Annotated in this window: 18 protein-coding genes; 6 read left to right on the top strand and 12 right to left on the bottom strand. The window is 72.7% G+C overall.

Going from position 1 to position 25273, the window contains the following annotated elements:
- The first annotated feature begins 40 nt into the window (after window positions 1-40).
- Window positions 41-910 carry an RDD family protein gene (locus tag QCD68_RS01475; protein ID WP_301221757.1) on the top strand — a complete coding sequence of 290 codons (870 nt, stop codon included), beginning with the start codon at window positions 41-43 and terminating at the stop codon, window positions 908-910.
- A 55-nt stretch (window positions 911-965) separates the two neighbouring features.
- On the opposite strand, the gene ahcY is transcribed toward QCD68_RS01475, so the two are convergent.
- Both ahcY and QCD68_RS01485 read right to left on the bottom strand, forming a co-directional pair.
- Window positions 966-2444 carry an adenosylhomocysteinase gene (gene ahcY, locus QCD68_RS01480; RefSeq protein ID WP_301221758.1) on the bottom strand — a complete coding sequence of 493 codons (1479 nt, stop codon included), beginning with the start codon at window positions 2442-2444 and terminating at the stop codon, window positions 966-968.
- A gap of 108 nt (window positions 2445-2552) precedes the next feature.
- Window positions 2553-2780 (bottom strand): DUF3499 family protein, encoded by a 228-nt coding sequence (locus tag QCD68_RS01485; RefSeq protein ID WP_110904719.1) that lies wholly within the window; start codon window positions 2778-2780, stop codon window positions 2553-2555.
- 68 nt (window positions 2781-2848) lie between these two features.
- Between QCD68_RS01485 and QCD68_RS01490 the strand changes: the two genes are divergently transcribed.
- Window positions 2849-3289, top strand: a complete 441-nt coding sequence (locus tag QCD68_RS01490; protein WP_111074221.1) for a metallopeptidase family protein — start codon at window positions 2849-2851, stop codon at window positions 3287-3289.
- A 16-nt stretch (window positions 3290-3305) separates the two neighbouring features.
- Here the strand turns inward: QCD68_RS01490 and QCD68_RS01495 are convergent, their stop codons facing one another.
- The 5 genes from QCD68_RS01495 to manA form a co-directional block, all read right to left on the bottom strand.
- On the bottom strand, window positions 3306-4703 hold the full coding sequence (locus QCD68_RS01495; RefSeq protein WP_301221759.1) for a DUF5719 family protein: 1398 nt from the start codon (window positions 4701-4703) through the stop codon (window positions 3306-3308).
- The gene (locus QCD68_RS01500; RefSeq protein WP_301221760.1) at window positions 4700-7552 is read right to left on the bottom strand and encodes a glycosyltransferase; all 2853 of its coding nucleotides are present in this window, start codon (window positions 7550-7552) and stop codon (window positions 4700-4702) included. Before QCD68_RS01500 ends, QCD68_RS01495 begins: the two co-directional genes overlap by 4 nt.
- A 75-nt stretch (window positions 7553-7627) precedes the next feature.
- Complete coding sequence (locus tag QCD68_RS01505) at window positions 7628-7960, bottom strand: WhiB family transcriptional regulator (protein WP_374107134.1); 333 nt, start codon at window positions 7958-7960, stop codon at window positions 7628-7630.
- A gap of 217 nt (window positions 7961-8177) precedes the next feature.
- Window positions 8178-9140: a UDP-glucose 4-epimerase GalE gene (gene galE / locus QCD68_RS01510; protein ID WP_111074225.1), complete on the bottom strand. Its 963-nt coding sequence runs from the start codon at window positions 9138-9140 to the stop codon at window positions 8178-8180.
- A 51-nt stretch (window positions 9141-9191) separates the two neighbouring features.
- Window positions 9192-10418: a mannose-6-phosphate isomerase, class I gene (manA, locus tag QCD68_RS01515; protein ID WP_301221761.1), complete on the bottom strand. Its 1227-nt coding sequence runs from the start codon at window positions 10416-10418 to the stop codon at window positions 9192-9194.
- Window positions 10419-10461: 43 nt separating this feature from the next.
- Between manA and QCD68_RS01520 the strand changes: the two genes are divergently transcribed.
- Window positions 10462-11841 (top strand): O-antigen ligase family protein, encoded by a 1380-nt coding sequence (locus QCD68_RS01520; protein ID WP_221849639.1) that lies wholly within the window; start codon window positions 10462-10464, stop codon window positions 11839-11841.
- 76 nt (window positions 11842-11917) lie between these two features.
- Here the strand turns inward: QCD68_RS01520 and QCD68_RS01525 are convergent, their stop codons facing one another.
- The gene (locus QCD68_RS01525; RefSeq protein ID WP_301221762.1) at window positions 11918-13342 is read right to left on the bottom strand and encodes a hypothetical protein; all 1425 of its coding nucleotides are present in this window, start codon (window positions 13340-13342) and stop codon (window positions 11918-11920) included.
- 92 nt (window positions 13343-13434) lie between these two features.
- Between QCD68_RS01525 and QCD68_RS01530 the strand changes: the two genes are divergently transcribed.
- Together QCD68_RS01530 and QCD68_RS01535 are read left to right on the top strand one after the other, a co-directional pair.
- Window positions 13435-14736: an exopolysaccharide production protein gene (locus tag QCD68_RS01530; RefSeq protein ID WP_301221763.1), complete on the top strand. Its 1302-nt coding sequence runs from the start codon at window positions 13435-13437 to the stop codon at window positions 14734-14736.
- A gap of 64 nt (window positions 14737-14800) precedes the next feature.
- Window positions 14801-16675 (top strand): hypothetical protein, encoded by a 1875-nt coding sequence (locus tag QCD68_RS01535; RefSeq protein ID WP_301221764.1) that lies wholly within the window; start codon window positions 14801-14803, stop codon window positions 16673-16675.
- Between the two features lie 19 nt (window positions 16676-16694).
- Here QCD68_RS01535 and QCD68_RS01540 read toward each other — a convergent pair whose 3' ends face one another.
- The 4 genes from QCD68_RS01540 to QCD68_RS01555 all read right to left on the bottom strand — a co-directional run bounded on the left by QCD68_RS01540 (window position 16695) and on the right by QCD68_RS01555 (window position 22570).
- The gene (locus tag QCD68_RS01540; protein ID WP_301221765.1) at window positions 16695-18074 is read right to left on the bottom strand and encodes a hypothetical protein; all 1380 of its coding nucleotides are present in this window, start codon (window positions 18072-18074) and stop codon (window positions 16695-16697) included.
- Between the two features lie 71 nt (window positions 18075-18145).
- Window positions 18146-18907 carry a polyprenol monophosphomannose synthase gene (locus QCD68_RS01545; protein ID WP_301221766.1) on the bottom strand — a complete coding sequence of 254 codons (762 nt, stop codon included), beginning with the start codon at window positions 18905-18907 and terminating at the stop codon, window positions 18146-18148.
- Between the two features lie 326 nt (window positions 18908-19233).
- Entirely contained in the window at window positions 19234-21309 is a 2076-nt protein-coding gene (locus tag QCD68_RS01550) for a hypothetical protein (protein ID WP_301221767.1), read from the bottom strand.
- A gap of 229 nt (window positions 21310-21538) precedes the next feature.
- Window positions 21539-22570 carry a glycosyltransferase family 2 protein gene (locus tag QCD68_RS01555; RefSeq protein WP_301221768.1) on the bottom strand — a complete coding sequence of 344 codons (1032 nt, stop codon included), beginning with the start codon at window positions 22568-22570 and terminating at the stop codon, window positions 21539-21541.
- Window positions 22571-22685: 115 nt separating this feature from the next.
- Between QCD68_RS01555 and QCD68_RS01560 the strand changes: the two genes are divergently transcribed.
- Complete coding sequence (locus QCD68_RS01560; protein WP_221849646.1) at window positions 22686-25253, top strand: glycosyltransferase; 2568 nt, start codon at window positions 22686-22688, stop codon at window positions 25251-25253.
- The last annotated feature ends 20 nt before the right edge of the window (window positions 25254-25273 follow it).

Consider the following 25273-nt stretch of genomic DNA (forward strand, 5'->3'; position numbering starts at 1 on the left):
TCCCCGACCGCTCGTGGTCGTGTTCCGACAGAATGATCCCATGCCGAAGCGCGCCACGCCCCGGGACCTCGCGGACCGCCGCTTCGTCCGCGCCCTCGACGACACCGACGACGCCCTCGTCGTCGGGGAGGCGGTCGCCCTCGACGTCGTCCCCGCGAGCATCGTGTTGCGGGGCGCGGCGGCCCTGCTCGACGCGCTGTGCCTCGTCGCGCTCCTCGTGATGCTGCTGCTCGGGCTGTCGCGCGTCATGCCGGCCGACATCGACTCCGGCTGGGCCGCCGCGACCCAGATCGTCGTGATGGTCGTCATCTTCGTGCTCGTACCGGCGGCCGTCGAGACCGTGACGCGTGGCCGGAGCGTCGGCCGGTACGCCCTCGGCACCCGGGTGGTGCGGGTCGACGGCGGCGCGGTGTCGTTCCGGCACGCGTTCACCCGGGCGCTCGTCGGGCTCCTCGAGCTCTGGCTGACCGTGGGGTCGCTGGCGCTGCTCGTCGCCCTGTTCGGGTCCCGCCCTCGGCGACTCGGCGACCTGCTGGCCGGCACCGTCGTGCAGCACGAGCGCCTGCGGCGGTCGGTCGATCCGGTCGTGACGCTGCCGCCGTCGCTCGTCGGATGGGCCGGCGTCGCGGACGTCCGCCGGCTGCCGCAGCGGCTGGAGAACCGGATCGCCGCGTTCTTCCGGGGTGCGGGGTCGGTTCAGCCCGGCCTGCGCGCCGAGGTGGCCCGGGCCCTGGCGGCGGAGGTCGCCGACTACGCCCAGCCGGTGCCGACGGTGCCGGCCGAGGAGTTCCTCGCCGGGGTGGTCGCCCTGCGCCGTGCCCGTGACCTGCGGGCGTTCACCGGGCGGGCGCGCACCCTCGAGCGGGCGAGCGTCGCCGCGGGGGCGCGTCCGCCGGGCTTCCCGCGCTGACGCCCGGACGCCCGGACGCCCGGACGCCCGAACGACGCTGCGCACCGGTCCGGGTTCAGTAGCGGTACTGCTCCGACTTGTAGGGGCCGTCGACCGGAACGCCGATGTACGCGGCCTGCTCCGTCCGGAGTTCGGTGAGCCGGACCCCGAGGGCGTCGAGGTGCAGCCGCGCGACCTTCTCGTCCAGGTGCTTCGGCAGCACGTACACGCCGATCGGGTACTGGTCGAGCCGGGTGTGCAGCTCGATCTGCGCCAGCACCTGGTTGGTGAAGGAGTTGCTCATCACGAAGGACGGGTGCCCGGTCGCGTTGCCGAGGTTCATCAGGCGGCCTTCGCTGAGCACCAGGATCGAGCGGCCGTTCGGCAGGCGCCACTCGTGCACCTGCGGCTTGATCTCGACCTTCTCGGCACCGGCCATCAACTCGAGGCCGGTCATGTCGATCTCGTTGTCGAAGTGCCCGACGTTCGCCACGATCGCCAGGTGCTTCAGGGCGAGCATGTCGTCCACCCCGACGACGCCGAGGTTGCCGGTGCAGGTCACGACGATGTCCACCTGGTCGGCGACGTCCTGCAGCCGGGCGACCTGGTAGCCGTCCATCGCTGCCTGGAGCGCGCAGATCGGGTCGACCTCGCTGACGATGACGCGGGCACCCTGGCCGCGGAGGGCCTCGGCCGCCCCCTTGCCGACGTCGCCGTAGCCGACGACGAAGGCGACCTTGCCGCCGATGAGGACGTCGGTCGCGCGGTTCAGACCATCCGGCAGCGAGTGCCGGATGCCGTACTTGTTGTCGAACTTCGACTTGGTGACCGAGTCGTTGACGTTGATCGCCGGGAACTTCAGCTCACCGGTGCGCGCCAGTTCGTACAGGCGGTGCACGCCCGTGGTGGTCTCCTCGGTCACGCCTTCGATGTCGGCGGCGATCCGGGTCCAGCGGTCGGCGGACTGCTCGAGCGAGGACGCGACCGTGGCCAGCACGATCTTCCACTCGGCGCTGGCGTCCGGCTCGGCGTCCGGCACGCGACCGGCGGCTTCGGCGTCCACGCCGGTGTGCACGAGCATCGTGGCGTCGCCGCCGTCGTCGAGGATCAGGTTGGGGCCGGTCCAGTCGGCGCCGGACGCTGCGGCCTCGGCGCTCCAGTCGAAGACCTGGTTCGTGCACCACCAGTACTCGTCGAGGGTCTCGCCCTTCCAGGCGAACACCGGGATGCCGACGGGGGCGTCCGGGGTGCCGGTCGGCCCGACGGCGACGGCGGCCGCGGCTTCGTCCTGCGTGGAGAAGATGTTGCAGCTGGCCCAGCGGACCTGCGCCCCGAGGGCGACCAGCGTCTCGATGAGGACCGCGGTCTGCACGGTCATGTGCAGGGAGCCGGCGATGCGGGCCCCGGCGAGCGGCTGCGCGGCACCGAACTCGTCGCGGAGGGCCATCAGGCCGGGCATCTCGTTCTCGGCGAGACGGATCTGGTGGCGTCCGGCCTCGGCGAGCGAGAGGTCGGCGACGCGGAACGGGACGGCGGCGCGGGTGTCGGTCGGCATGCCCGTCAGTCTTCCACGCGCCGCCGACGACGGTGGGGTCTCGTGACGTCCGTGGACAGCGCCACGGGAACGGCCGCCGGTGCAGGAGAGCGCTGGACGGGCCTCCCGTCAGGAGGGGTGACGCTCCGGCGTCCGCGGCGGTGGGTCGCGGCGGATCACCCGCCAGCCCTGCGGGACCCGCAGCGTCGCCGCGTGCCGGGCACAGAGGTCGTACCCGTGCGGTTCGACGCGACCGGAGAGCGGCCCGACGACGACCATCGAGTCGGCGTAGTCGTACGTCAGGGTCGCCGAGGCGCCCGCGCCACAGGCGACCTTGCTGCAGATCCGTACGTCCATACCGGAGACGACCCTACCGGCCGTGTCCCGGGGACCCTGCCCGGGGTGCGGCCGCGTACGATGGCCGGATGCGCCGCAAGCCCAGGATCGTCACCCCGGTCGACCGTGCACGCGGACGCTCCCGCCACGGCCGCGGCCACCGGTCGAGCGTGACCGGACCCGAGCTCGCGCCGGTCATCACCCGTGCCGAGACCTTCGACCGCATCGTCGGCGACACCGCCCACTACCTGGTCGGACTCTGGCCGGGAGAACTGGCGGGCGTGGTGTTCCAGGTCGCGGACATGCCGACGGACACCGGCCTGCCGGACGAACTGCCCCGGTGGCGCATCGAGCGCGACGACCGTCGGGTGACCGTCTTCCGGATCCCGGTCGAGCGGGTCACCCACAGCCCCGAGAAGGACGACGTGGACCGGCGGATCGTCGTCGAGACCGCGGTGTTCCGCGCGGTAGCGGAGCTGCTCGACAAGGACCCGTGGGACCTGGCACCGGACCGCTACCGCCACTGGTGACGGACCGGGCCGAGCCCTAGGGGTAGATGCGCACCGGGCTCGAGACCTCGGTCTCCGGCCGCACCGGGAACCCGGCGATGCCGTCGTCCCCCTGGTACGTGACCCCGGCGACCAGCCCGTCCGCGCCGCTGATCGTGACCTGCTGTGCGGTCGGCACCTTCACCGTGGCGGTCGAACCGGAGGTGACCTGCACCTCCTGCGAGTCGTCGCCCGAGCGCACGGTGACGGTCGCGTCCTGCCGGGTCGGGTTGACGAGGTTCAGCCGCGCCCCCGAGCCGGCGGCGACCGCGGTGACCGTGGTGCCCGAGAGCGGCTCGGCCGAGGCGAACCAGCCCAGGTCGGTCCGATCGTCGTCGGTGGGGGTCGTGGTGCGTGCGCCCGCGACGATCGGCACCGACGAGTCGATCGTGAACGAGTAGCGCCCGTCCGGGAAGTCGTCGAGCGGCACGTCGGTGACGACGCCCGGCTCGGCGGTGGCGTCGACCGTCGTACCACCGCCGTCCGCCGTGGTGATGCCGAGGGTGACGCGCGCGACCTCGGTGCCCGGCACGTAGAGGCGGAGGACCGGGCCCGCGTCGGCGGTGTCCTCACCGCGCTGGGCACCCTCGGCGTCGTCGAGGACGACCGCGGGGATGACCTGGCTGCGCGACGGTGCCGCCCCGCCGGACACGATGTCGAACCCGCCGGGGGTGAGCGTCCGGACGACGGTCTCCTGCATGTGGGCGACGATCTGGCCGCCGGACGAGGTGACGTGCACGACGGTCGAGCCCTGGTCGGTGACGAAGCCGGAGAGCGGCACGACCTTCTGCGAGTTCGGGGCGACCACGATGCCGGTGGTCCCCGGGGCACTGACGATGCCGGTGGCGTCGGCGATGGTCAGGTCGACGGTCGCGTTGACGTCGGTCGGGTTGCTGAGCGTGACCAGGCTGGTGCGGCCGGTCTCGGTCGATCCGCCGACCAACCACGTCGACTGCGACGGGTCGTCACAGGAGGCTGCGCCCACGCCGACGACGTCGCCGTCGGACACGCTCTGGTAGCTGCTGCCCGCGACCTGCGGCGCGGTCTCCCCCGCCGGTGCGGTGAGGAGCGTCGGTGCGCTGCTGCCGGTGCTCGCGCTGCCGAGCTCACTGCGGTCGACCCGGTCGCCGGTGGTGGCCGTGGCGATCTGCGGCGACCCGATGGTGCTCGCGCGGGTGGCGTCGTTGCCGGCGTCGTCGGACAGACGCAGGGCGCTGCCGGCGCAGACGCGCTCCGCGGCGGCCGGCACCGGGGTGACGGTCCGACCGGCGGGGTGTCCCGGGTCCTCGGTGGTGCCGATCGTGTGTGCGGCGGCGATCGTGCCGACCGCGACGATCACGGCGACGGCGGTGGCGGTGCCGCGGAGGGCCCAGCGGCGCGCGGTGCTCGTGCTCATTCGTCGCGCTCCTCGTCGAAGGTGGTGGCGGGTTCGTCGGCCTCGAGGACGTTCGACGTCGCACGGCGGCGGCGCGGCGCGGTCGGCACGGCGAGCAGTGCGGCAGCGCCGAACACCACGCCGATCACCACGAGGTAGAGCACGTGCGTGGCCTTCGCGGCGGCCGAGCCGGTGCTGGTCCGGTCGACGGCGCCCTCGTAGTGGAACAGCGACCCGTTGGTGGTCTCGCCGATGCTCGTGAAGCGGGCGTCCTGACCGATCGCACCGGCGGCACGGTCGTGGACGGCGCGGGCCTCCGGGTCGGCAGGGGCGTCGTCGAGCAGGACGAAGCTGACGCCGAGGTCACGGAGCGCCGGCTCGGGGTCGTAGCCGCTGCGGCTCGCGAGGTTGCCGGCCAGGGTCGCCAGGCGGCTGCCCGACCGGCTCAGCGAGAGCGCGGTGGCGTCGAGGGTGGACTGGTCGTCGAGCGTGGAACCCTGGCCGCGTTCGAGGGCGACCGCGAGCGAGCCGTCGGTCTGCGGCTGGACGACGAGCGTGCCGACGTCGGGGTTCGCCTGCGCCTCGGCGTTGACGTAGGCGCTGAGCACCCGGCCCGAGGTCGGCTGGATGGCCGCGCGGTCGAGGTAGAAGGCGGCGAAGGCCGGGGCGACCGCGACGGCGGCGAACACCGTCGCGACGAGTCCGACCACCGGTGCGGCCCGGGGGACGGTGTCGACACCGATGCAGGCGGCGACGACGATCGCGAGGGCGAACACCGACAGCGCACTGCCCGGCCAGACGATCGTGGTGGTGGACCCGACGCCGGTGACGGCCAGGTGCGTGGCGCCGAACGCGGTCGCGTAGCCGAGGAGTGCGGCGACCAGCGCGGTGCCGGCGAGCGACCAGCGGTGACCGAGGACGGCTCCGACGGCGCTGGCGGCGACCGGCAGGGCCAGCACCGCCATCACGATGGGCAGCACCGCGTCACCGAGGCCGAGCGGCGCGACCGCGGACAGCCAGCCGTTCCAGTCCGGCAGCGGCTGCCCGATCGCGAGCTGCAGGGCGCTCGGCGCGGGCGTGGCGGAGGGGACGCCCGGGTCGGCGAAGACCGCGAGCGGGTTGCCCCGGGCGATCTGCGCGAGCACGAGCGGGACGAAGAGCACCGCGGCGGGCACCGGCACGAACACGCGTCGGTGTGCGTGCCGCCAGCCGACCACGAGGGCGACGAGCCAGCCGATGAGCAGCACCGGCAGGAGTGACGGTGCCGAGGCGGCGATGACGGCGAAGAGCAGGGCGGCGCCCGAGGCCGACGCCCAGGAGCGGTGCGCCTCGACGAGGGTCAGGAACAACCAGGGCAGCAGCACGTGGGCGATCACGGCGCCGAGGTGACCCGTGGTGACCGCACCGACGAGCGCGGGAGCGACTGTGTAGAGGACCGCGCCGATGACCGGCACCCAGGTGCGCGTCGTCACCTTGCGCACCGCGGCCCACGCACCGAGGGCGGCGAGCGGGAAGGACAGCAGCATGACCACCACGACCGAGGTGGACGGCGACCAGAACGTGATCGAGCCGAGCACCGCGACGACCGCGGCGAAGGGGTCCGACGGGCCGGTGAACCCGGTCCCGAGGGAGTGCCAGCCGAACCCGACGTTCCGCCAGAGGTCGCCGACGTCGGTGCTCAGCGGCAGCAGTCCGCCGCCGGTGAGCGCGGGCGACCCGAGCAGCGGGAAGAGCGTGACGACGCTGAGCACGGCCGCCGCGAGGACGACCCAGATGCCGCCGTCGGCCAGGAACGAGGCGCGGGCGATCGGCGCGTCCTCGACCCGCGCGAGCTCGACGTCGCGGGAGGTCGTGCGGTGTTCATGCACCCGCCGCCAGCTGATCCGGAGCGGTTCGATCGCGGCCCAGCCGAGCTTCCGGTTCGCCGCCAGGGTCTTCCGGGCACGACCGACGCCGCCGCCGAACGCGACCGCGAACGCCGCGGCGAGTTCGCCACCGACGGCGGCCGGGTGCTTCGCGACGAGGTGGCCGATCGCGCGGCCGAGGGCGAACGGCAGGAGGGTCAGCCAGTGGATCCAGAGGACCCCGGCGGACGAGTAGGTCATTCGGCGGTGCAGCTGCGCCTGGCGGTGCATCCGCACGCGGCGACGCTCGGAGACCTTGGCGCGGCCGAACTCCTCGATCGGTCCGGCGCTGGTCGCGCGGGCCTCCGGGACGACGGCGACACGGTGGCCGGCCAGGCGTGCGCGTACCGAGAAGTCCAGCGCGGCGTCGACGTCCGGCAGGGCCGGGTCGAACCCGCCCAGGCTGTTCCAGACCGAACGGCGGACGAGCATGCCGCCGGCGGAGACCCCGAGCACGTCGGTGTGCCGGTCGTGCTGGCCCTGGTCGAGCTCGTCCTGGACGAGGGTGATCGAGCGGCCCATCCGGGTCATGCTCTCGCCGAACGCGGCGATGCGGGCCGGGTCGTCGACGTTGACGAGCTTCGGGCCGGCGATCGCGACCGAGGGGGCGATCTCGACGGCGCCGAGGAGGGCGGCCAGTGTGCCGGGCGTGGGGCTGTTGTCGTGGCCCAGGAGCCACAGCCACTCGTCGACGCCGTCCCCGGCCTCGGCGCGCGGTGCGACCTGTTCGCCGTGCCGGACGGCCTCGCCGAACGGGCGACCGGCCGCGATGCGGGAGAGCTGGGCGCTGCCACCGAAGGAGAGTTCCGAGGTGGACCCGTCGGTCGAGCCGACGTCGACCACCACGAGCCCCTCCGGCGGGCGGGTCTGGGCCGCCAGGGCGTTCAGGGTGCGGTCGAGATGGTCCGACCCGTTGGCTGCGACGAGGATCGCGGTGACGCGGGGCGTGGAGGCACTGGGCTGCATGACGGGAGCGACTCTACGGGCCGGGAGGCGCGGTGCCGGCCGCCGACGGCGGCGCGGCGTGAACCTGTGGGAGCCTCAGGCGCGCTTCCGGAGCTTGCGACGCTCGCGTTCGGAGAGGCCGCCCCAGATGCCGAACCGCTCGTCGTTCTCGAGTGCGTACTCGAGGCACTGGGAGCGGACCTCGCACGAGGTGCAGATCTTCTTCGCCTCGCGGGTGGAGCCGCCCTTCTCGGGGAAGAACGCCTCGGGGTCGGTCTGGGCGCAGAGCGAGTCAACCTGCCACGAGAGCGGGTTCTCCTCGTCGGCCTCGGTCGACCGTCGGACCCCCGGGACGCCGAGGGCGACGGGATCGACGTGCCAGTCGTCCGGCACTCCGGCTTCGAAGTCGGATGCGCTCACCCTGATCACCCCTTGACGTCTCGGTTCGGGTCCCTGACGACGGTGTCGTCGGTGTAATTACATCGGTGTGATTCCCCGGAGTCAAGTCGCGGATCATAGAAGCCGCTCCGGCTTCTGCCGTGGCATGTCCCCCATTCGGGCGTGTCGCGGCGTGTCTGCGGGCCTTTCGGGGGACAGCGACGCCCCGCGTCCGGGGTGGAGGCGGGGCGTGGCGGTCTGACGCTGTCTACGCGGCGCGCTGCCGGGCCTCCCAGGCGCTCGTCACCATGTCGTCGAGCGTGTGCCGCATCGCCCACTCGAGGTCCCGACCGGCCGCCTCGCCGGTGGCGACGATGCGGGCCGGGTCGCCGGCGCGACGCGGGGCGACCTCGGGGCGGAAGTCGATGCCGGTCCCCCGGGCCATCGCGTCCATGATCTGGCGGACGCTCACGCCGTCACCGCTGCCGAGGTTGTACGCGCGCTGCAGCGGCTCCCCCGCCTCGAGCTTGCGGGCGGCGACCGCGTGCGAGTGCGCCAGGTCGGCGACGTGCACGTAGTCGCGGACGCAGGTGCCGTCCGGCGTCGCGTAGTCGTCCCCGTTGATCCGCGGCGTCCGACCGGCCAGCAGGGCGTCGAAGACGAGCGGGAAGAGGTTGTGCGGGCTGGCGTCGTAGAGGTCCGGCTCCCCCGACCCGACGACGTTGAAGTAGCGGAGCGAGGTCGTCGTGAAGCCCGCGGCGACCTCCATGTCCCGGAGCAGCCACTCACCGATGAGCTTCGACTCGCCGTACGGGGACTCCGGGGCCTTCGGGGTCTCCTCGACCACCACGTCGACGTCCGGCGTGCCGTACACGGCCGCGCTCGAGGAGAACACGACCTTGTCGACACCGGCGTCGGCGGCGGCACGGAGCAGGGTCGCCATGCCGGTCACGTTCTGCTCGTAGGTGTGCAGCGGCCGCTCGACCGAGACGCCCGCGTACTTGAAGCCCGCGACGTGGACGACACCCGTGACCTCGTGCTCACGGAGCGTGCGGGCGAGGAGCTCGCCGTCCAGGATGGTGCCCTCGACGAAGGGCACGCTCTCCGGCACGAACGCGCGGAAGCCGCTCGAGAGGTCGTCCAACGCGACCGTGTCGAGACCCGCCGCGACCAGCGCTCGGACGACGTGGGACCCGATGTACCCGGCACCGCCGGTGACCAACCAACTCATGCCGCCACGCTAGCGGACCGGCCGGCCGCCCCGGGCGTCCGGTGCGCTCCCCTAGGCGCCGGTCGCGATGAAGACCGTCGCGGTGCGGCCGCTGCCGGCGTCCGCCTCGACCGACACGTCGCCCTCGTCCGGGGTGATGTAGCAGGACTCCCCCTGGCGGAGCAGTGTCGCCGAGTGCGCCCCGACGAGCGTGACGACCCCCTCGGTGCAGATCGCGATCGACGGACCCGACAGCGGCGCGGTCCCGCCCGTCGTGAGTCCGACCGGCCGACCGTCGCTCGTGACGCGCACCAGGGCGAACCCGACGCCCTCCGGGGCGAAGCGGTCGACGACCGGGCTGAGGTGCTCCGGTTCGAGCAGCGGTGCCGGGTACGCCGTGAAGTCGAGGACGCGCAGCAGTTCGGGGACGTCCACGTGCTTCGGGGTGAGGCCGCCGCGGAGCACGTTGTCGGACGGGGCCATCAGCTCGATGCCCAGGCCGTCGAGGTACGCGTGGATGTTGCCGGCGGGCAGGTACATCGCCTCGCCGCGGGTCAGCGTCACACGGTGCATGAGCAGTGAGACGACGACGCCGGGGTCGTCCGGGTAGGCCCGGGCGAGGTCGGCGGCGGTCGCGGTGTTCGGCGAGACGGTGGTGTCGGCGGCGGTGGCGGCGTCCACGGCCGCTGAGGCCAGGTGCCCGACCGCACCGATCACGGCGCCAGCGGAGTCGTCGGTCTCCTCGAGCCAGCGCACGGTGTCCTCGAGCCCCTGCTGCAGGTGCACGACGAGCGGGCCGAGTCGACCGGACCCGGCGTCGAGCGTCTCGACCTCGGCGAGCGCGTCGGCCACGGGGCGGAAGCCGCTGAGGGCCTCGAACCGGTCGCTCAGCGCGACGACGAGTTCGGGCTTCGGGAACGGGTCCTTGTAGTTGCGGGCCGGGTCGTCGATCGGGACGCCCGCGGCTTCTTCACGGTCGAAGCCCTCGCGTGCCTGCTCGGGCGTCGGGTGTGCCTGCAGGGAGAGCGGGGCGGCGGCGGCCAGGACCTTGAGCAGGAAGGGCAGGCCGGTCCGGTCGTCGCCGAGGGCGGTCTGCGGTTCGGCGTCGATCCAGTCGAGGACGGTGTCCGCGCCGCCGACCATGGCGGGGTTCACCACGACGCTCGGGCTGCCGGGGTGGGCACCGAGCCAGAGTTCGGCCTGCGGGACGCCGGTGACGGTCCGTCCGAGCAGTTCGGGGATCGCGGAGACGGACCCCCAGGCGTAGTCGCGCGGGGTGTTCGTGATGCCGAGGAACATGGGTCGAGCGTATCCGGCGATGCGCGGCACTAACCTGTCCTCCGTGACGAACACCTGGCCACTGGCGCGCGGCTCCGTGCCCGAACGAGAGGCCTTCGCCCTCGCCGCCACGGTCCTGCTGACGCTGTCGGCGGGCGACGCCGTCCCGAACACGATCACCTGGTGGGGTGCCGCGGCGGTCTGGGCGCTCGAGGGTGCCTGGGGTGTCAGCGTCGTGGTCCGGGCGCGTCCGCCGTTGACGCGCACCCCCCGCGCGCTCTGGCTCTTCCTGGCATGGTGCCTGGTGTCCGTGCTCTGGTCGCACTGGCGGCCGGCGACGCTGGCGAGCACCGTGGCGCAGGTGCTGTGCGCGCTGGTCGCCTTCGCGATCGCGTCGACCCTGACCTGGCGGCGGATCCTCGACGCGATGAGCCTGGCGTTCCGCTGGGTGCTCGGGCTGTCCCTGCTGTTCGAGGCCGTCGTCGCCGTCGTCGTCCGGCACCCGATCGCACCGATCTGGACGGACTACGGCGACCGGGACATCCCGGACGCGTTCTACTTCTCGCGGGCCGAGCTCTTCACCGGCGGTCGCATCCAGGGGCTGCCGGGCAACGCGAACCTGCTGGCGATGGTCGCCCTGCTCGCGGCGATCGTCGTGGCCGTGCAGCTCGCCGAGGGCCGGATGCGCCGGATGCGGGCGATCGGCTGGCTCGTGGTCGCCGTGCTGGTGACCGCGCTGACCCGATCGAGCACCGTGCTCGTCGCCGCGTTCGTCGTGCTCGTGGTCCTGGCGCTCGCGCTCGGGATGCGTCGGGTCCCGACCGAGCGCCGGGCGCCGCGGTACGGGGCGATCGCCCTCGGTCTGGTGGTCGTGGTCGTCGGGGTGGTGCTGGCGAAGGACTCCCTGGTCGCCGTGCTCGGTCGCTCCTCGGACCTCACGGGTCGCGGGACGATCTGGAAGGCCGTCTGGGGGCTCATCGAGCAGCACCCAGTCCTCGGGTTCGGCTGGATCGGCTACTGGTGGCCGGACATCCCGCTGCTCGCGCACCTCGCGCCGCGCAACGGCGTCACCTACCTGCAGGCGCACGACGCGGCGCTCGACGTCTGGATGCAGACCGGGCTCGTCGGTCTCGTGCTCTTCGCGGTCTACGTCGTGACGACGCTCAGCCGTTCCTGGGCGGGCGCCACCCGCGTCGGCTTCGGCCCCGACCTGGCGCCGCGGCCGTTCGACGCGGTGGGGCTGTTCCCGCTGCTGGTCGTCGTCGCCCTGCTGGTGCAGGCGATCGCGGAGTCGCGGCTGCTCTACCAGGGCAACTGGGTGCTGTTCGCCCTTCTCGCGATCAAGTCACGCATCGTCCTGGTCACCGAGGAGCCCCCGTCGGTCGGCGACGGCCCACGCACGCCGATCGCGAAGCGCGCGTTCCGGTGGGCGGCGAACCCCTGAGACGCCGGGCCTCCCGGCCGACCGGCTGACCCGACGACCGACGACCGACGGCCGCCGAGGCGACCGGACGCCGGACTCAGCGGACGCCGAGCACGAGGCTGCACGGCACCGCTGCGGTCCACGGGGCCGTGCGGACGTCGAACACCGCTGTCGGGTCCGCCCGGCAGGTCGCGACCGCGTCGCGGAACTGCGGCTGCCACTCCGGTCCGCCGTCCCGGCGCGTGACGGTGGACGCGTTCGCCACCCACGTCGTCACCAGGACCGCGACCACGCACCAGCCGACGGCCGACCGGACGACGTGTGCCGCGCCTCCAGACCGGGAGGCCCGACCCACCCCGCGACGACCGCTGCGGCCCGACGCGACCACACGCTCGACCAGGACGGCGGCGGCGACCACGACGGCCGCGGTGAGGAGCATGCCGGCGGCGGCCGCGTACCGGGAGGGCGTGGCGGTGACCAGCGCCGTCGGCGGGGCCGTCGACCACCGGCCGTCCGCCGAACGGTTCGCCAGGAGCGCCGCGGTCCAGACCACGCCGGTGCCGACCAGGAGCGACACGGCGAGCACCGCGGCCCGCCAGCGGCCGCTGCGCAGCGCGACGACGCTGCCGAGGAGCACGACGACGAGCACGAGGGCGGCTGGCACCACGAGCACCCACCATCCGTGGTCGACGACGGTGCCGGCCACCGCCGCCAGGTCCGCGTCCCAGAGCCCGCCGACGGTCTGCAGCAGCCAGCCGGCGACGACGTCGGCGGCGGTGGGGTCACCCGGGCGGGCGACCCGGGTGGTGGTGAGCGCCGTCACGACCTGCGCGGTCCCCGTGGCGAGGGCCGCCAGGGTCACGGGCAGGGGCACGAGGCGGTGGGGCTGCGCTCCGGCCAGCCGGCCCGAGGGGGACGGCGTCCGCGTCGGCAGCCAGGCCAGCGCGAGGAGCGGGAGGAAGAGGACGGCCTGCACCTCGGTGCCGAGGGCGAGGACGGTGACCACGGCGAGACCCGCGGCACCCCACCAGGTCCGGCTCCGGTAGGCGAGCAGCCAGGGCGTGAGGAACAGCGCGAAGGTGTGCAGGTTCGCCGCGTTGCCGGAGACCTCCCACGGCGCGGTGGGCAGGACGACCGGGACCACGGCGAGCACCAGCCGGAGCGGCCACGACGGCACGACGTCGCGCGCCAGCAGGAACACCGCCGCGCAGACCGCACCGGCGAGCAGGCACGAGGTCGCGGCGACCACGAGGGCATAGTCCGCGACCGGGAAGGACAGCGCCAGGTCCACGACCAGCCGCGGGACCAGGTGCAGGTACCCGGCGTACGGGTGGACCAGGCTCGCGACCGGTCCGAGTGCCAAGTGCTCGCGGAGGAAGACCCCGCCGTCCTCGGCCCAGACGGTGCCGCGGGCGACCGGTCCGAGCCGCAGCCACGCGGTCGCGGCGGCGAGCGCACCCACCAGCAGCGCCGTGACCGTCGCGGCGAGTGCGGTCTCCCGGCCCCGCCGCGTGTGTCCCATCGCGCTCGACGGTAGTGCGATGACGACGATCCGCGATATCGACGCACCGCGATGCGTCGGACCCTCCCCGCGGGTTGCGTCATCATGGACGGATGACGGATGCCGGGACGACGCGACTCACCCTCGCGCGCCGGTACCTGTCCGCGTGGATCGGGTTCTCGGCCGGCGGACGGTTCAGTCAGGCGCTGGCGACCGCGATCGTCCTCTTCGCCTTCGGTGAGCCGACGGTGCGGGTGCTCGTCGGGACCGCAGGCACCTGGGCCGTCCTGGTCACGCTCGTCGTCCTCGCCGGGCTCAGCCTGCTCGGGCAGCGCTACCGGATCGAGTGGCACGGCGTGCTGCCGCTGTCCCTGCTCGCCTTCATCGGGTACTGCGGGCTCAGCGTGCTGTGGAGCGAGTACTCCTGGGTCGCCCTCCGCGGGTTCGCCGAGACGCTGGGCTTCGTCGGGCTCGGGCTCTACCTGGCCCTCGGCCGCGACCTCGTGCAGGTCATCCGGGCGTGCGGCGACGCGTTCCGGATCCTGCTGGTGGTCGCGCTCGCCCTGGAGGTCCTCTCCGGCCTGGTCATCGACGTCCCGTTCCCCGCGTTCGGCATCCACGGCGACATCGCGTACGGCGGCCCGATCCAGGGCATCGGCGGCACCCGCAACGTGATGGGCTTCATCGCCGCGACGGCACTCGTGACCTTCGTCGTCGAGTACCTCACCCGATCCGTGCCGCACTGGCGCGCGATCGGCTCCACCGCCCTGGCCGTCGTCACGCTGATGCTCGTGCAGTCCCCCATCACCGGGCTCGCGATGATCGCCCTCACCGTCACCGCCCTGGCGATGTGGTCCCTCCGGCGGGCACCGGCCACGTCCCGCCCGGTCATCAACACCGTCCTCGGGGTGTTCGTCCTCGCCATCGGGACGGTCCTGGTGGTCGCCCGGAACCGGGTCCTGCCCGAGATCGGGGCCGCCGGTGGGACGTCCACCCGGCTGGCGCTCTGGTCCCAGATCCGCGACTTCATCGAACAGCACCCGGTGCAGGGCTGGGGCTGGGTCGGGTCGTGGCCGAGCGAACCCGTCGTCCCCTACGTCACCTTCGTGGACCCGGCCGGCGTCCGGTTCACGTCGGGCCTCGACGTCGTCGTGGACGCCTGGCTGCAGGTCGGGTTGGCGGGCATGCTGCTGCTGGTCGCGGCCGCCCTGCTCGCGTTCGCCCGCGCCTGGGTCACCGCCACGACGTACCCGGGCGTGGCCTACGTCTGGCCCGCCGCGGTCCTCGTGCTGCTCGGGGTGACCAGCGCCGCCGAGAGCACCCTGCTGCACGGGGCCGGACTGATGGTGTTCGTGACCGTGCTGGTCGTGTCGGCGCGTCGACGGTCCTGGCGGCGACGCCTCGAGCACCCCTAAGCTGCTCGTGGCCGCGAGGCCAGCCAGGTCGTCAGGGGGACGGCCGTCGACCCGGAGGAACGCGATGTCGCGCCTGCACCACCTGTTCGTCCTCGGCCTGGGCATCGTCCTCGTCGTCACCGGCCTCGTGGTCGTCGCTCCCGGGGCCGCCGAGGCCGCCGCACCGACCACCGGCCGCTACTTCCCCGTCGCCACCGCGCGCGCGTTCAGCGGCACGGTCGGCACGACCCCGAAGGCCGTCACGATCGCCGGGCGGAACGGCGTCCCGGCCGGTGCGACCGCGGTCGTCCTCAACGTCGAGGTCGACGTGCCCACCCGTGCCGGGTACGTCCGGGTCACGCCCGCCGGCTCCGACCCGAGCGTCGCCACCCAGGAGTTCCGGGCCGGCCAGACCATCTCGAACCTCACCACCGTCAAGTTGACCGGCGGCAAGGTGCAGACGAAGCTCTCGGCCGGTTCCGCGACCGTGCACTTCGACGTCTCGGGGTACTACGGCTCCGGAGCGGGGTCGACGTACACGCCGGTCGACGCGGCCCGGGTGTTCGCGGGGTCGAAGGTGGGCACGAGCCCCGTCCGGGTCCCGCTCGCCGGCACCGGCGGGGTGCCCTCGAACGCCACCGCGGTGGCCGTGAACGTCGCCGTCGAGCAGCAGACCGCCGACGGGTACGTCCGGGTCACCGCTGCGGGCAAGGACCCCTCGGTCGCCGCGCAGGTCTACCAGCGTGGGACCGCCGTGTCGAACCTCGTCGTGGTCGGGCTCACCGGTGGCGCCGCGCAGGTGAAGGTCTCGCGGGGCACCGCGACGGTGTTCATGGACGTCGTCGGGTACTACTCCCCGTCCACCACCGGCTCCGTCTTCGTGCCGGTCGACACCGTCCGCGTCGCCACCACCGCGGTGTCCACCACGCCGCGGACCGTCCGGGTCACCGGGACCGCCGGCGTCCCCGGCACCGCCACCGCCGTCGTCGCGAACGTCGAGGTCTCGGCCCCGACCGCGACCGGCTACCTCCGCGTCACGCCGTCGGGCCAGGACGCCCGTGTCGCGACCCAGGACCACGTCCGCGGGCAGGAGATCTCGGCGCTGACCATGCCCAAGGTCGTCGGCAGCAGCGTCGACCGCCGGGTGCAGGCGAAGGTGAGCGCCGGCACCGCGACCGTGTTCGTCGACGTCTCCGGGTACTTCCTCGACGGCAGTTCCGGGTCGGGCTTCGGCGCGGACATCTCCTCGCCGCAGTGCGCCGCGCAGGGCTCCGCCGCCATCTCCGGGTCCGTCCCGTCGGACCAGGCGTTCGGCGTCGTCGGCGTCAACGGCGGTCTGGCGAACCAGACGAACAGCTGCCTCGCCCCCGAGCTGGCGTGGGCCACCGCATCCCGTGGCGGCACCAACCAGCCGAAGGTGCAGCTCTACGTGAACACCGCGAACCCCGGCAGCAAGGCCAGCGTCTGGCCGAGGAGCAACACCATCCCCGGCGGGCCGACCGTGCGCAACCCCTACGGCACCTGCACGGGCGGGTTCGACAAGCCCTGCTCGTACGTCTACGGCTACACCCGGGCCTACGAGGACGCGACCTCCCGTGGCATCACGTCGCCGTCCGCGTACCGGTGGTGGCTCGACGTCGAGATCGGCGGCCCCACAGGTGGCACCTGGCAGACCGACACGGCGCAGAACCGCGCGGACCTCGAGGGGATGACCGCGTACTTCTCGGGGATCGGCGCGCAGGTCGGTCTCTACTCCACCAGCTACCAGCTCGGGCTCGTGACCGGTCCGGTCCCGTCCTCGAGCTCCCTGTACCGTCTGCCGAGCTGGGTCGCCACCGGGGCGTCGTCGCCGGCCGTCGCACAGCGGGCGTGCTCCGGTTCCCCCCTGACCGGCGGCGGGAAGGTCGTCATGACGCAGTACGTCGCGGGCGGGATCGACCGGAACGTCAGCTGCGTCTGACCGGTCGACGTCGGGTGCGTCAGCGCTCGGCGGTCGGGAACGCACCCCGCCGGACGGTGGCGCACCCGAGCGTCACGTTCCACCCCTGCGGTGCCTGGTCGAACCGGTACTCCGTCGCCCCCTCGGCGCAGTGCCGACGGGCGGCGCGGTACTCGGCCGACCAGCTCGGCGCCCCCGTGCGAGCGCTCTCGCCCGGCAGCGCGCGCCATCCGAGCAGCCCGACGAGCAGTGCCAGGACCACCACACCGGCAGCCGTCGCCGCACGGCGCCGCACCCGCAAGAGGCGCTCGGCGGCGAGGACGACGACGCCCAGGACGAACATCGACGGCACGGCCGCGTACCGCAGGTAGCCGGCGGCCGCGAGCAGCTCGACGCCGTGGTGCGTGAAGTCGATCCGTGACGTGGGGTTCACCGCCAGGGCGACGCACCACACCAGCGGTGAGGCGACCACGAGCGCGAGCGTCAGGGTCCGGAGCGTGCAGAGTCCGTCGTCACGCCGCCACCGGCCGGACAGGGCGACGACCACGGCGGCGACGAGGACGAGGGCCAGACCGACCAGCAGCACGGGTCCGACCTGCACGAGCCGGGTCACCGCGGGCCCGACCCGCGGCCAGACGATGCTGAGCAGGGGTTCGAGGAACCACCCGCGGACGACGTCGAGGGGCTGCTGTGCCACCGGGACGCGGACGCGCGGCACCAGCACGGCCGTGGACAGCTGGACCACGAGGCCGAGGAGCAGCGCCCCGCCGATCGGCCACGACCGCCGGTGCCGGACCCCGAGCAGCAGCATCGGGACGAAGAACAGCGCCTGGATCTCACTCATCGCGACGACGAACGCGACGAGCGCCGGCAGCAGCGCGCCGCGGGTGCTGCTCGGCCGGACGAGCAGCAGCAGCGGGACGAGGAACAGCAGGAACGAGTGCAGGTTCGCGGTGTTGCCGAGGACCTCGAAGGCGACGACCGGGGTCAGCACCGGCACCAGGGCGAACAGGACCCGCGTGGCGGTGTGCTGCAGCGCCTCCCGGGTCCAGACGGCCGCCCCCGCGGCGGCGAGGCCCACGACGAGGCAGCAGAGCAGCGTGACCATCCGGGCGTAGTCCGGGACCGGCACGGCGGTCGCGAGGTCGGTCAGCAGGCGCGGGACGAGCTGCTGGTAGCCGTCGTACGGCAGCACCAGCGACACGAGCGGCCCGGAGTGCAGGCGCTGGGTGAGGAACACCGCGGCGTCCTCGGCCCACAGCGTGTTCCGCGCGCCGGGCAGGAGTCGGAACCAGGCGAGCCCGGACGCGACGGCCCCGACGAGCAGCGGGAGGAGGGCGCCTCGACCGCGCCGGGCGGCCCGCGACAGTGCGGCGAAGCGATCGGCGGGCCCGGCCGGCTCGGCGACGAGGGAGCTCATGGCGACATGATGTCGGAGCACCACCCGGGTGAGCGAACCCGCAGGCTCAGCCCAGAACGGGTCAGAGCGGGTCAGCGCCGACGGGACCCGCGCCCGAACCGGCGCTGCAGGCCCCACTGCGTCGTGCGGAGCATCGCCTCGACCACGATCGCCTGGCTCATCTTCGACACCCCGTGCACCCGGTCGCGGAACCGGATCGGGACCTCCACGATCGTGCCGCCCAGGTCGTGCACCCGCAGCGTCATGTCGACCTGGAAGCAGTAGCCCTTCGAGTCGATCTCGTCCAGCGCCATCCGCGCGATCGCGTCGGCGCGGTAGACCCGGAAGCCCGCGGTGATGTCGTGCACGTCCAGCCCGAGCATGATCCGCGCGTACGCGTTGCCGCCACGGCTCAGCAGTTCGCGGTGCTTCGGCCAGTCGACCACCGACCCACCGGCGGTCCACCGCGACCCGATCGACAGCATGACCCCGTCGGCCGGGTCCGCGTCCGCCACGGCGGCGATCAGCGCCGGCAACCGGTCCGCCGGGTGCGACCCGTCCGCGTCCATCTCGACGAGGAACTCGTACCCGCGCTCCAGTCCCCAGCGGAACCCCGCCACGTAGGCGGTCCCCAGACCGAGCTTCCCCGACCGGCGCAGCAGGTGCACGCGGTCGTCGTCCGTCGCACGTGCGGCGACCAGGTCGCCGGTGCCGTCCGGGCTGCCGTCGTCCACCACGAGCACGTGCGCATCCGGCACCACGCCGAGCACGCGGTCCAGGATGTCCGTCACGTTCTCGGCCTCGTTGTAGGTCGGGACGATGACGAGCGTGCGGGGGGAAACGGATTCAGCCATGGTTCTCTCTACGGTCTCGGACGAGCACGGGCGTCACCCGCCCGGATGCCGGGCCCCTCTTCGGTCCGGCGCACCGGACGCTGCCGTCCGACCTCGCGACATCGTACGGCGTCACGGCCCGGTTGCCGTCCCGAGGGGCCGGGGTGTCTGATCGGAGACACAGCGTCCGGATCGCCAGACACAGGCGGATTCGCCCGACACAGGCGGATTCGCCCGACACAGGCCGATCGCCGGACACGGTCCGATCGCCAGACACGGTGGTCGGAGGAACAGCCGTGCCCGCCCGCAGGAGCGGACGGGCACGGTGACACGGAGCGTCGGACGACTCAGCGGACGACGACCGACTTGCAGCCGAGCGCGGTGCCCGACGACCCGGAGGCGTCCACCGCCGTGGCGCACACCTGGTGCGTCCCGGCGGTGGCCGTGATCGTCGTCGTCCACCCACGTAGGCGTCCGGCGGTCGGGTGGGCGCGTGCCACGTCGGCGCGGACGGCGCCGGTCTGGACGCGGGTGGCCTTGCCGTCGACGGTCACGTCGACCGGGATGAGCGCCGTGGTGTCGGCGTCCCAGGCCCAGCCGGACACGGCGATGCCGCCGCTGACCGCGGTGGCGCTGTCGAAGGCGCCCACCGGGGCGGAGCCGACCTGGACCGTCGCGCACTTGAGCGCCGGGTTCGTCGTGCCCGCGCCGGCGTTGATCGCGTAGACGCACACCTGGTGGGAACCGGGCTTCGCGGCGACGGTGGTCGAGAACCCGTGCGCTGCGCCGTAGACCGGGAACACCTTCGCGATGTCCGAGCGGCTCTGGTTCGCGCTGATCCGGCGTCCGACACCGTCGACGTAGACGTCGACGGAGATCGGGCTGGTGACGTCACCGTCGACCGTCCACCCGCGGAGCGCGATGCCCGAGGCGGTCGGGGTCATCGAGTCGACGGAGCCGGTCGGGGTCGAGCCCGGCACGCGCACCGACCGGCACGCGGCGAGGAGCTTGTCGGCACCGGGTCCCACGTTCACACCGGTGACACACACCGAGCGCGTCCCACCGGCCGCGGGGACCGTGACGTCGAAGCCGTGCTTCGCCCCGGCACCCGGGTAGGCGCGGGAGACGTCGGACCGCGACGCCGACGCGGTGACCGTGGTGGCCTTGCCGTCGACCGCGATGCGGGCCTTGATCGACGTCGCCTTCTTGTCCGGGTCGATCGTCCAGCCGTTGACCCGCAGGCCGCCGGGGACCGCGGTGACCCCGTTGACGGCACCGAACGGGGCCGCCTTGATGACGGTGACGGTCTTGCAGCCGAGGCTCTGGCTGCGCAGGCCGTCGGTCCCGAGCGCCGTGACGCACACCTTCCGGGAGCCCGGCGCCGCCGCGATGCTGGACTTGAAGCCGTGCGCGTTGCCGAAGCCGGGGTGCGCCCGGCCGATGTCCGGGCGTGACGCCGATGCGGTGATCCGGGTGACGGTGGAGTCCACGGTCACGTCGACCTTGGTCGAGGCCTTGTCGGTCGGGTCGATCGCCCAACCGTTGACGGTGACGCTCTCGGCGCCACCGGTGACGCCGTCCAGGCGCCCCTGGGGCTGGGCGTTCGAGGTCGGCGAGCCGAACCAGTCCGTGTACATCCGCCAGAAGTTGCGGTTGCCGTACGCCGAGCACGAGTCACCCGTGCCGTACAGGTTGTTCAGCGCGGCCGTGTTCGGGGTGTACGGCGTGTAGTAGTACAGCGCGGCGGTCGCCTTGTTCTGGACCGAGACCGACTTGGTGCCGCAGGAGGTCGGCACGTTGTACTGGATCTGGCGCACGCCCGGGTTGAACCAGGTGAAGTAGTTGCTGGTGCCGGCGGGGTTGCCGTAGCGCTTCCACTGCCACGCCGACCAGTAGACCTGGTTGCCGACGCCGGCGTAGGCCGGGTCGCAGTGGCCGCCGACGTTGTCGGGGCAGGCGTAGCCCATCGCGCGCTCGAGCCGGGAGGCGGAGGGGTTCCGCGCGGTGGCGCCGCTGACCAGGGTCTGCTCCTTCTGGAGCGTCACGAGGATGACCTTCGGGCTGATCGAGCAGGCGGCGGCGACGCGGGAGATCATCACCGCGGCCGAGAGGTTCGACCCCCCGGTGACGGCGCGGCACATCGGGTCGCTGCCGCGGGAGTTCATGCTGAACCTCCCGTTGCTGAGGCAGGAACTCGACGCACAGGTGCCGACCTGGGTGCTGAGGAACGACTGGATCTGCGCGGCGCTCATCGAGGCGCCGTCGTAGAAGTTGGCGTCCGAGATGATGTTGCCCGCCGAGAACGACGATCCCGTCACCGCGGACGCGGAGTCCTGGGCGGTGTTCGGACCGGACAGCTGGAAACCGACCAGCACACTCGTGAGCGCGAGCATGCTCGCGATGATGGCGACGACCTTCTTCACGTCGTGGGGCCTTCCGTTGGCGTCGACGGGGTTGGGTGGCGTGCGCGATGCGCTCTGCGCAGTCGGTCGACCCCTGACGAACGGCCGGTGCACACGGGTCACATCAGGCTACCTGGATCACAGTGATCACACAGCCCCCAGTCCTGCCCCCGAACGGGAGGCCCGACTCACCCCCGTCGCGTCCGCTCCGGACCGCGGCCGCCAGCGTCCGGCACGCCTGAGCATCGGTTCAGGCAGTCGACTCGAGTGACGCCTCGACCCGGCGACGGACCGCCGCACCCACGCCGTCGCCGCGCCGGGCGCGACGGGCGTGGCGGAGGACGGCAGGAGCCTCCCGGCAGAGCCGCCACCACGCGGCCGGCGTGAGCTGCGCCGACGACGGCCGCAGCAGGTCCCTGACCAGGCGACCCGCGGTCCGGACCACGACCCGCAGGGCGAACCCGGCCGAGGCGTTCCGCAGCACGACGGCCAGACGGTTCCGCATGCTCTGCGAGCGGACCAGGGGTGAGTCGCTGCCGGAGCTGGCCGCGTGCCGGTGCACGACGACCGCGTCGGGGGCGTGTCGGACCTCGTAGCCGGCGAGGCGGAGGCGCCACGCGACGTCGAGGTCCTCGTAGTACATGAAGAGGGACGGGTCGAAACCGCCGACCGCGTCGAGGAGCTCGCGACGGAGGAACGCCGCACCGCCGGAGAAGCCGAACAGCGGTGCGGCCTCGGGCCCGTCGTCGAGCGGGCGGAGCCAGTCGCGGTCGCGTCCGTTGCCGGAGCGGTCCAGCACGACGCCCGTGCCGTTCACCAGGGTCTGACCGACCTCCGCGCGTCGCCAGCGTCGACCGTCGGGTGCGACGAGGTCGTCCGCGGACCGCGGGTCACCGGCGGGGACCGGGGCGAACCGTCCTTCGAGGACCACCGTGGCGGCGACGGCCGCGACCCGTGGCCCGCCCGCCGCGAGGACGGCGAGGCCGCGGTCGAGGAACCCGTGGTCGGCCACCGCGTCGTTGTTCAGGAGCACGACGACCTCGCCCGAGGAGGCGGCGATCCCCCGGACGACACCACCGGCGAACCCGGAGTTGGTGGGCTCCGGCACCACGACGACGTCCGGCAGGTCCGCGCGGTACGCGGCGACCGTGGCGTCGTCGGCCTCGTTGACGACGAGCACCACCTCGACCGACGCGTCGACCCGCTGGGAGAGCACGGACTCGACGGCCCGGCGGGTGAGCTCGGGCTGGTGCCAGTCGATGATGACCACGGAGACGTCCACGGCGTCAGTCTCCCATCTCGCCTCTTCCGGGTCAGGGGTGTCCGGAGATCGCGTCGGTATAGTCGTACCCGCCTTCCGCAGGCACCTTCGCCAGCCGACGTATGGAGTCCGTTCCGTGTCCACCTCCGCGCCCCGCGTGTCCGTCGTCGTCATCAACTTCCGAGGGACGGACGACACGCTCGAGTGCATCGCCCGCCTCAGCGAAGTCGACTGGCCGGCGGACCGCCTCGAGATCGTCGTCGTCGAGAACGGCTCCGGCGACGACAGCGAACAGCGGCTCCGGGCCGCGCTCGGTGCCCAGTCGAACGTGAAGATCATCGTGTCGGCCGAGAACCTCGGCTTCACCGGCGGCAGCAACCTCGGTGCACGTGAGGCGAGCGGTGACGTCGTCGCCTTCCTCAACAACGACGCCAAGCCGGACGTCAACTGGGTGAAGGAGGGCATCGCCGGGTTCGCCCCGAGCCCCCGCGTCGCAGCCGTCGCCAGCAAGGTCCTCGACTGGGAGGGCAAGACGATCGACTTCGTCGAGTCCGGCCTCAGCTGGTTCGGCATGGGCTACAAGAACCACATCGCCGAGCTCGACGACGGCCGCTTCGACGAGCCGCAGGACCTGCTGTTCGGCACCGGCTCGGCGCTGTTCGTCCGCCGCGACGTCTTCCTCGAGGTCGGTGGCTTCGACGAGGGCCTGTTCATGTTCTACGACGACGTGGACCTCGGCTGGCGCCTCAACCTGCTCGGCTACCGCGTCCGGTTCGCACCGCGGTCCGTCGTCTACCACAAGCACCACGGCTCGATGAAGTCGTTCGGCGACCACCGCGAGATGTACCTGCTCGAGCGGAACGCCCTGCACCTGCTCTACAAGAACCTCTCCGACGAGAACCTCGGCGTCTTCCTGCCCGCCGCCCTCGCCCTGCTCGCCCGCCGCGCGGTGGCGAAGAGCGGCCGGGACTCGGAGGAGTTCGACATCCGTCGCTTCACCGGCGCCCCGGACGAGTTCGACCCGACCACCCCGATGTCGAAGGAGGCGGTGGCCGGGCTGTACGCGCTCGACCAGTTCGTCTCCGACCTCCCCCGCCTGTCGGAGGAACGGCGACGCATCCAGGGGCAGCGCGTCAAGACCGACAAAGAGGTCTTCCGCCTGTTCGGCGACGCCTTCAAGCCGCTGTTCGAGGACGGCTACTTCCTCGAGGGCTACCAGGCCATCATCGAGGCGTTCGACGTCGAGCAGCCGATGCACCGCACCCGCGTGCTCGTCATCACCGGTGACGCCCTGGGTGCCAAGATGGCCGGCCCGGGCATGCGTGCGTGGAAGATCGCCGAGGCCCTCAGCGAGCACAACGACGTCCGCCTGGTGACCTGGAACGTCGCGAACCGCAAGACCGACCGCTTCGAGGTGTCCCGCGTCCCGCTCCAGCACGAGCGCGCCATGCGGGAGCACGAGGAGTGGGCCGACGTCATCTTCTTCCAGGGCTACGCGCTCCACCACTTCCAGACCCTGCAGAACTCGAACAAGGTCATGGTCGTCGACCTGTACGACCCGATGCACCTCGAGCAGCTCGAGCAGGCGCGCGACAACGGCGACGTCGGCTGGCGCAACCAGGTGACCAGCACGACCGAGGTGATCAACCGCCAGCTCGAGCGCGGCGACTTCTTCCTCTGCGCCTCCGAGCGGCAGCGCCTGTTCTGGCTCGGACAGCTCGCCGGGGTCGGTCGGGTCAACCCGGACAACTACCTGGCCGACGACAACCTGAAGAAGCTCATCGCCATCGCACCGTTCGGCATGGACTCCACCCCGCCGGCGCACGAGCGCAAGGCCATCCGCGGCGTCACGCCCGGCATCGGCGAGGACGACAAGGTCGTCATCTGGGGCGGCGGCATCTACAACTGGTTCGACACCCCGTCGCTGGTGCGCGCGATCGCCAAGGTCGCCGAGACGCACGACGACATCCGCCTGTTCTTCCTCGGCGTGGCGCACCCGAACCCGGACGTGCCGGAGATGGCGATCGTGTCCGAGACCCGTCGCCTCAGCGACCAGCTCGGTCTGACGAACAAGCACGTGTTCTTCAACGAGCAGTGGGTCGCACTCGACGACCGTCAGAACTACCTGCTCGAGGCCGACGCAGGCGTCTCAACGCACTTCGCGCACATCGAGACGACGTTCTCGTTCCGCACCCGCATCCTCGACTACATGTGGGCGAACCTGCCGATCGTCACCACCGACGGCGACAGCTTCGGCGACCTGGTGGCGGCCGAGGGCATGGGCGTCGCGGTCAAGGAGCGCGACGTCGACGGACTCGCCGCTGCGCTCGAGTCGATGCTGTACGACCCCGAGGCCGCCCAGGCTGCCCGCGATGCCGTGAGCCGCGTCCGGTCCGACTTCACCTGGGAGCGGGCGCTCGAACCCCTCGTCGAGTTCTGCAAGGACCCGCACGTCGCCGCCGACCGCGCCCACGAAGCAGCGGTCCCGGCTGGCTCCGTCGCCGCAGCCGGACGCCCGCGCGTGCAGCTGAGCCCGGCCCGGCAGCGCGAGCTCCAGTTCCACCAGATCGCGAACAGCCGGCACGGCATCTCGCGTGACGTGCGCCTGGCCACCTGGTACCTCCGCGAGAACGGCGTGACCGGGCTCCGGGACAAGGTCCAGAACCGTGTGCGCATCATGCGGGAGAGCAAGAACGGGCGCTGACGTCCGGCGGCCCCCTGTGG

Origin of the sequence: Curtobacterium sp. PsM8, from assembly GCF_030433875.1 — a bacterium.
Taxonomy (GTDB): domain Bacteria; phylum Actinomycetota; class Actinomycetes; order Actinomycetales; family Microbacteriaceae; genus Curtobacterium.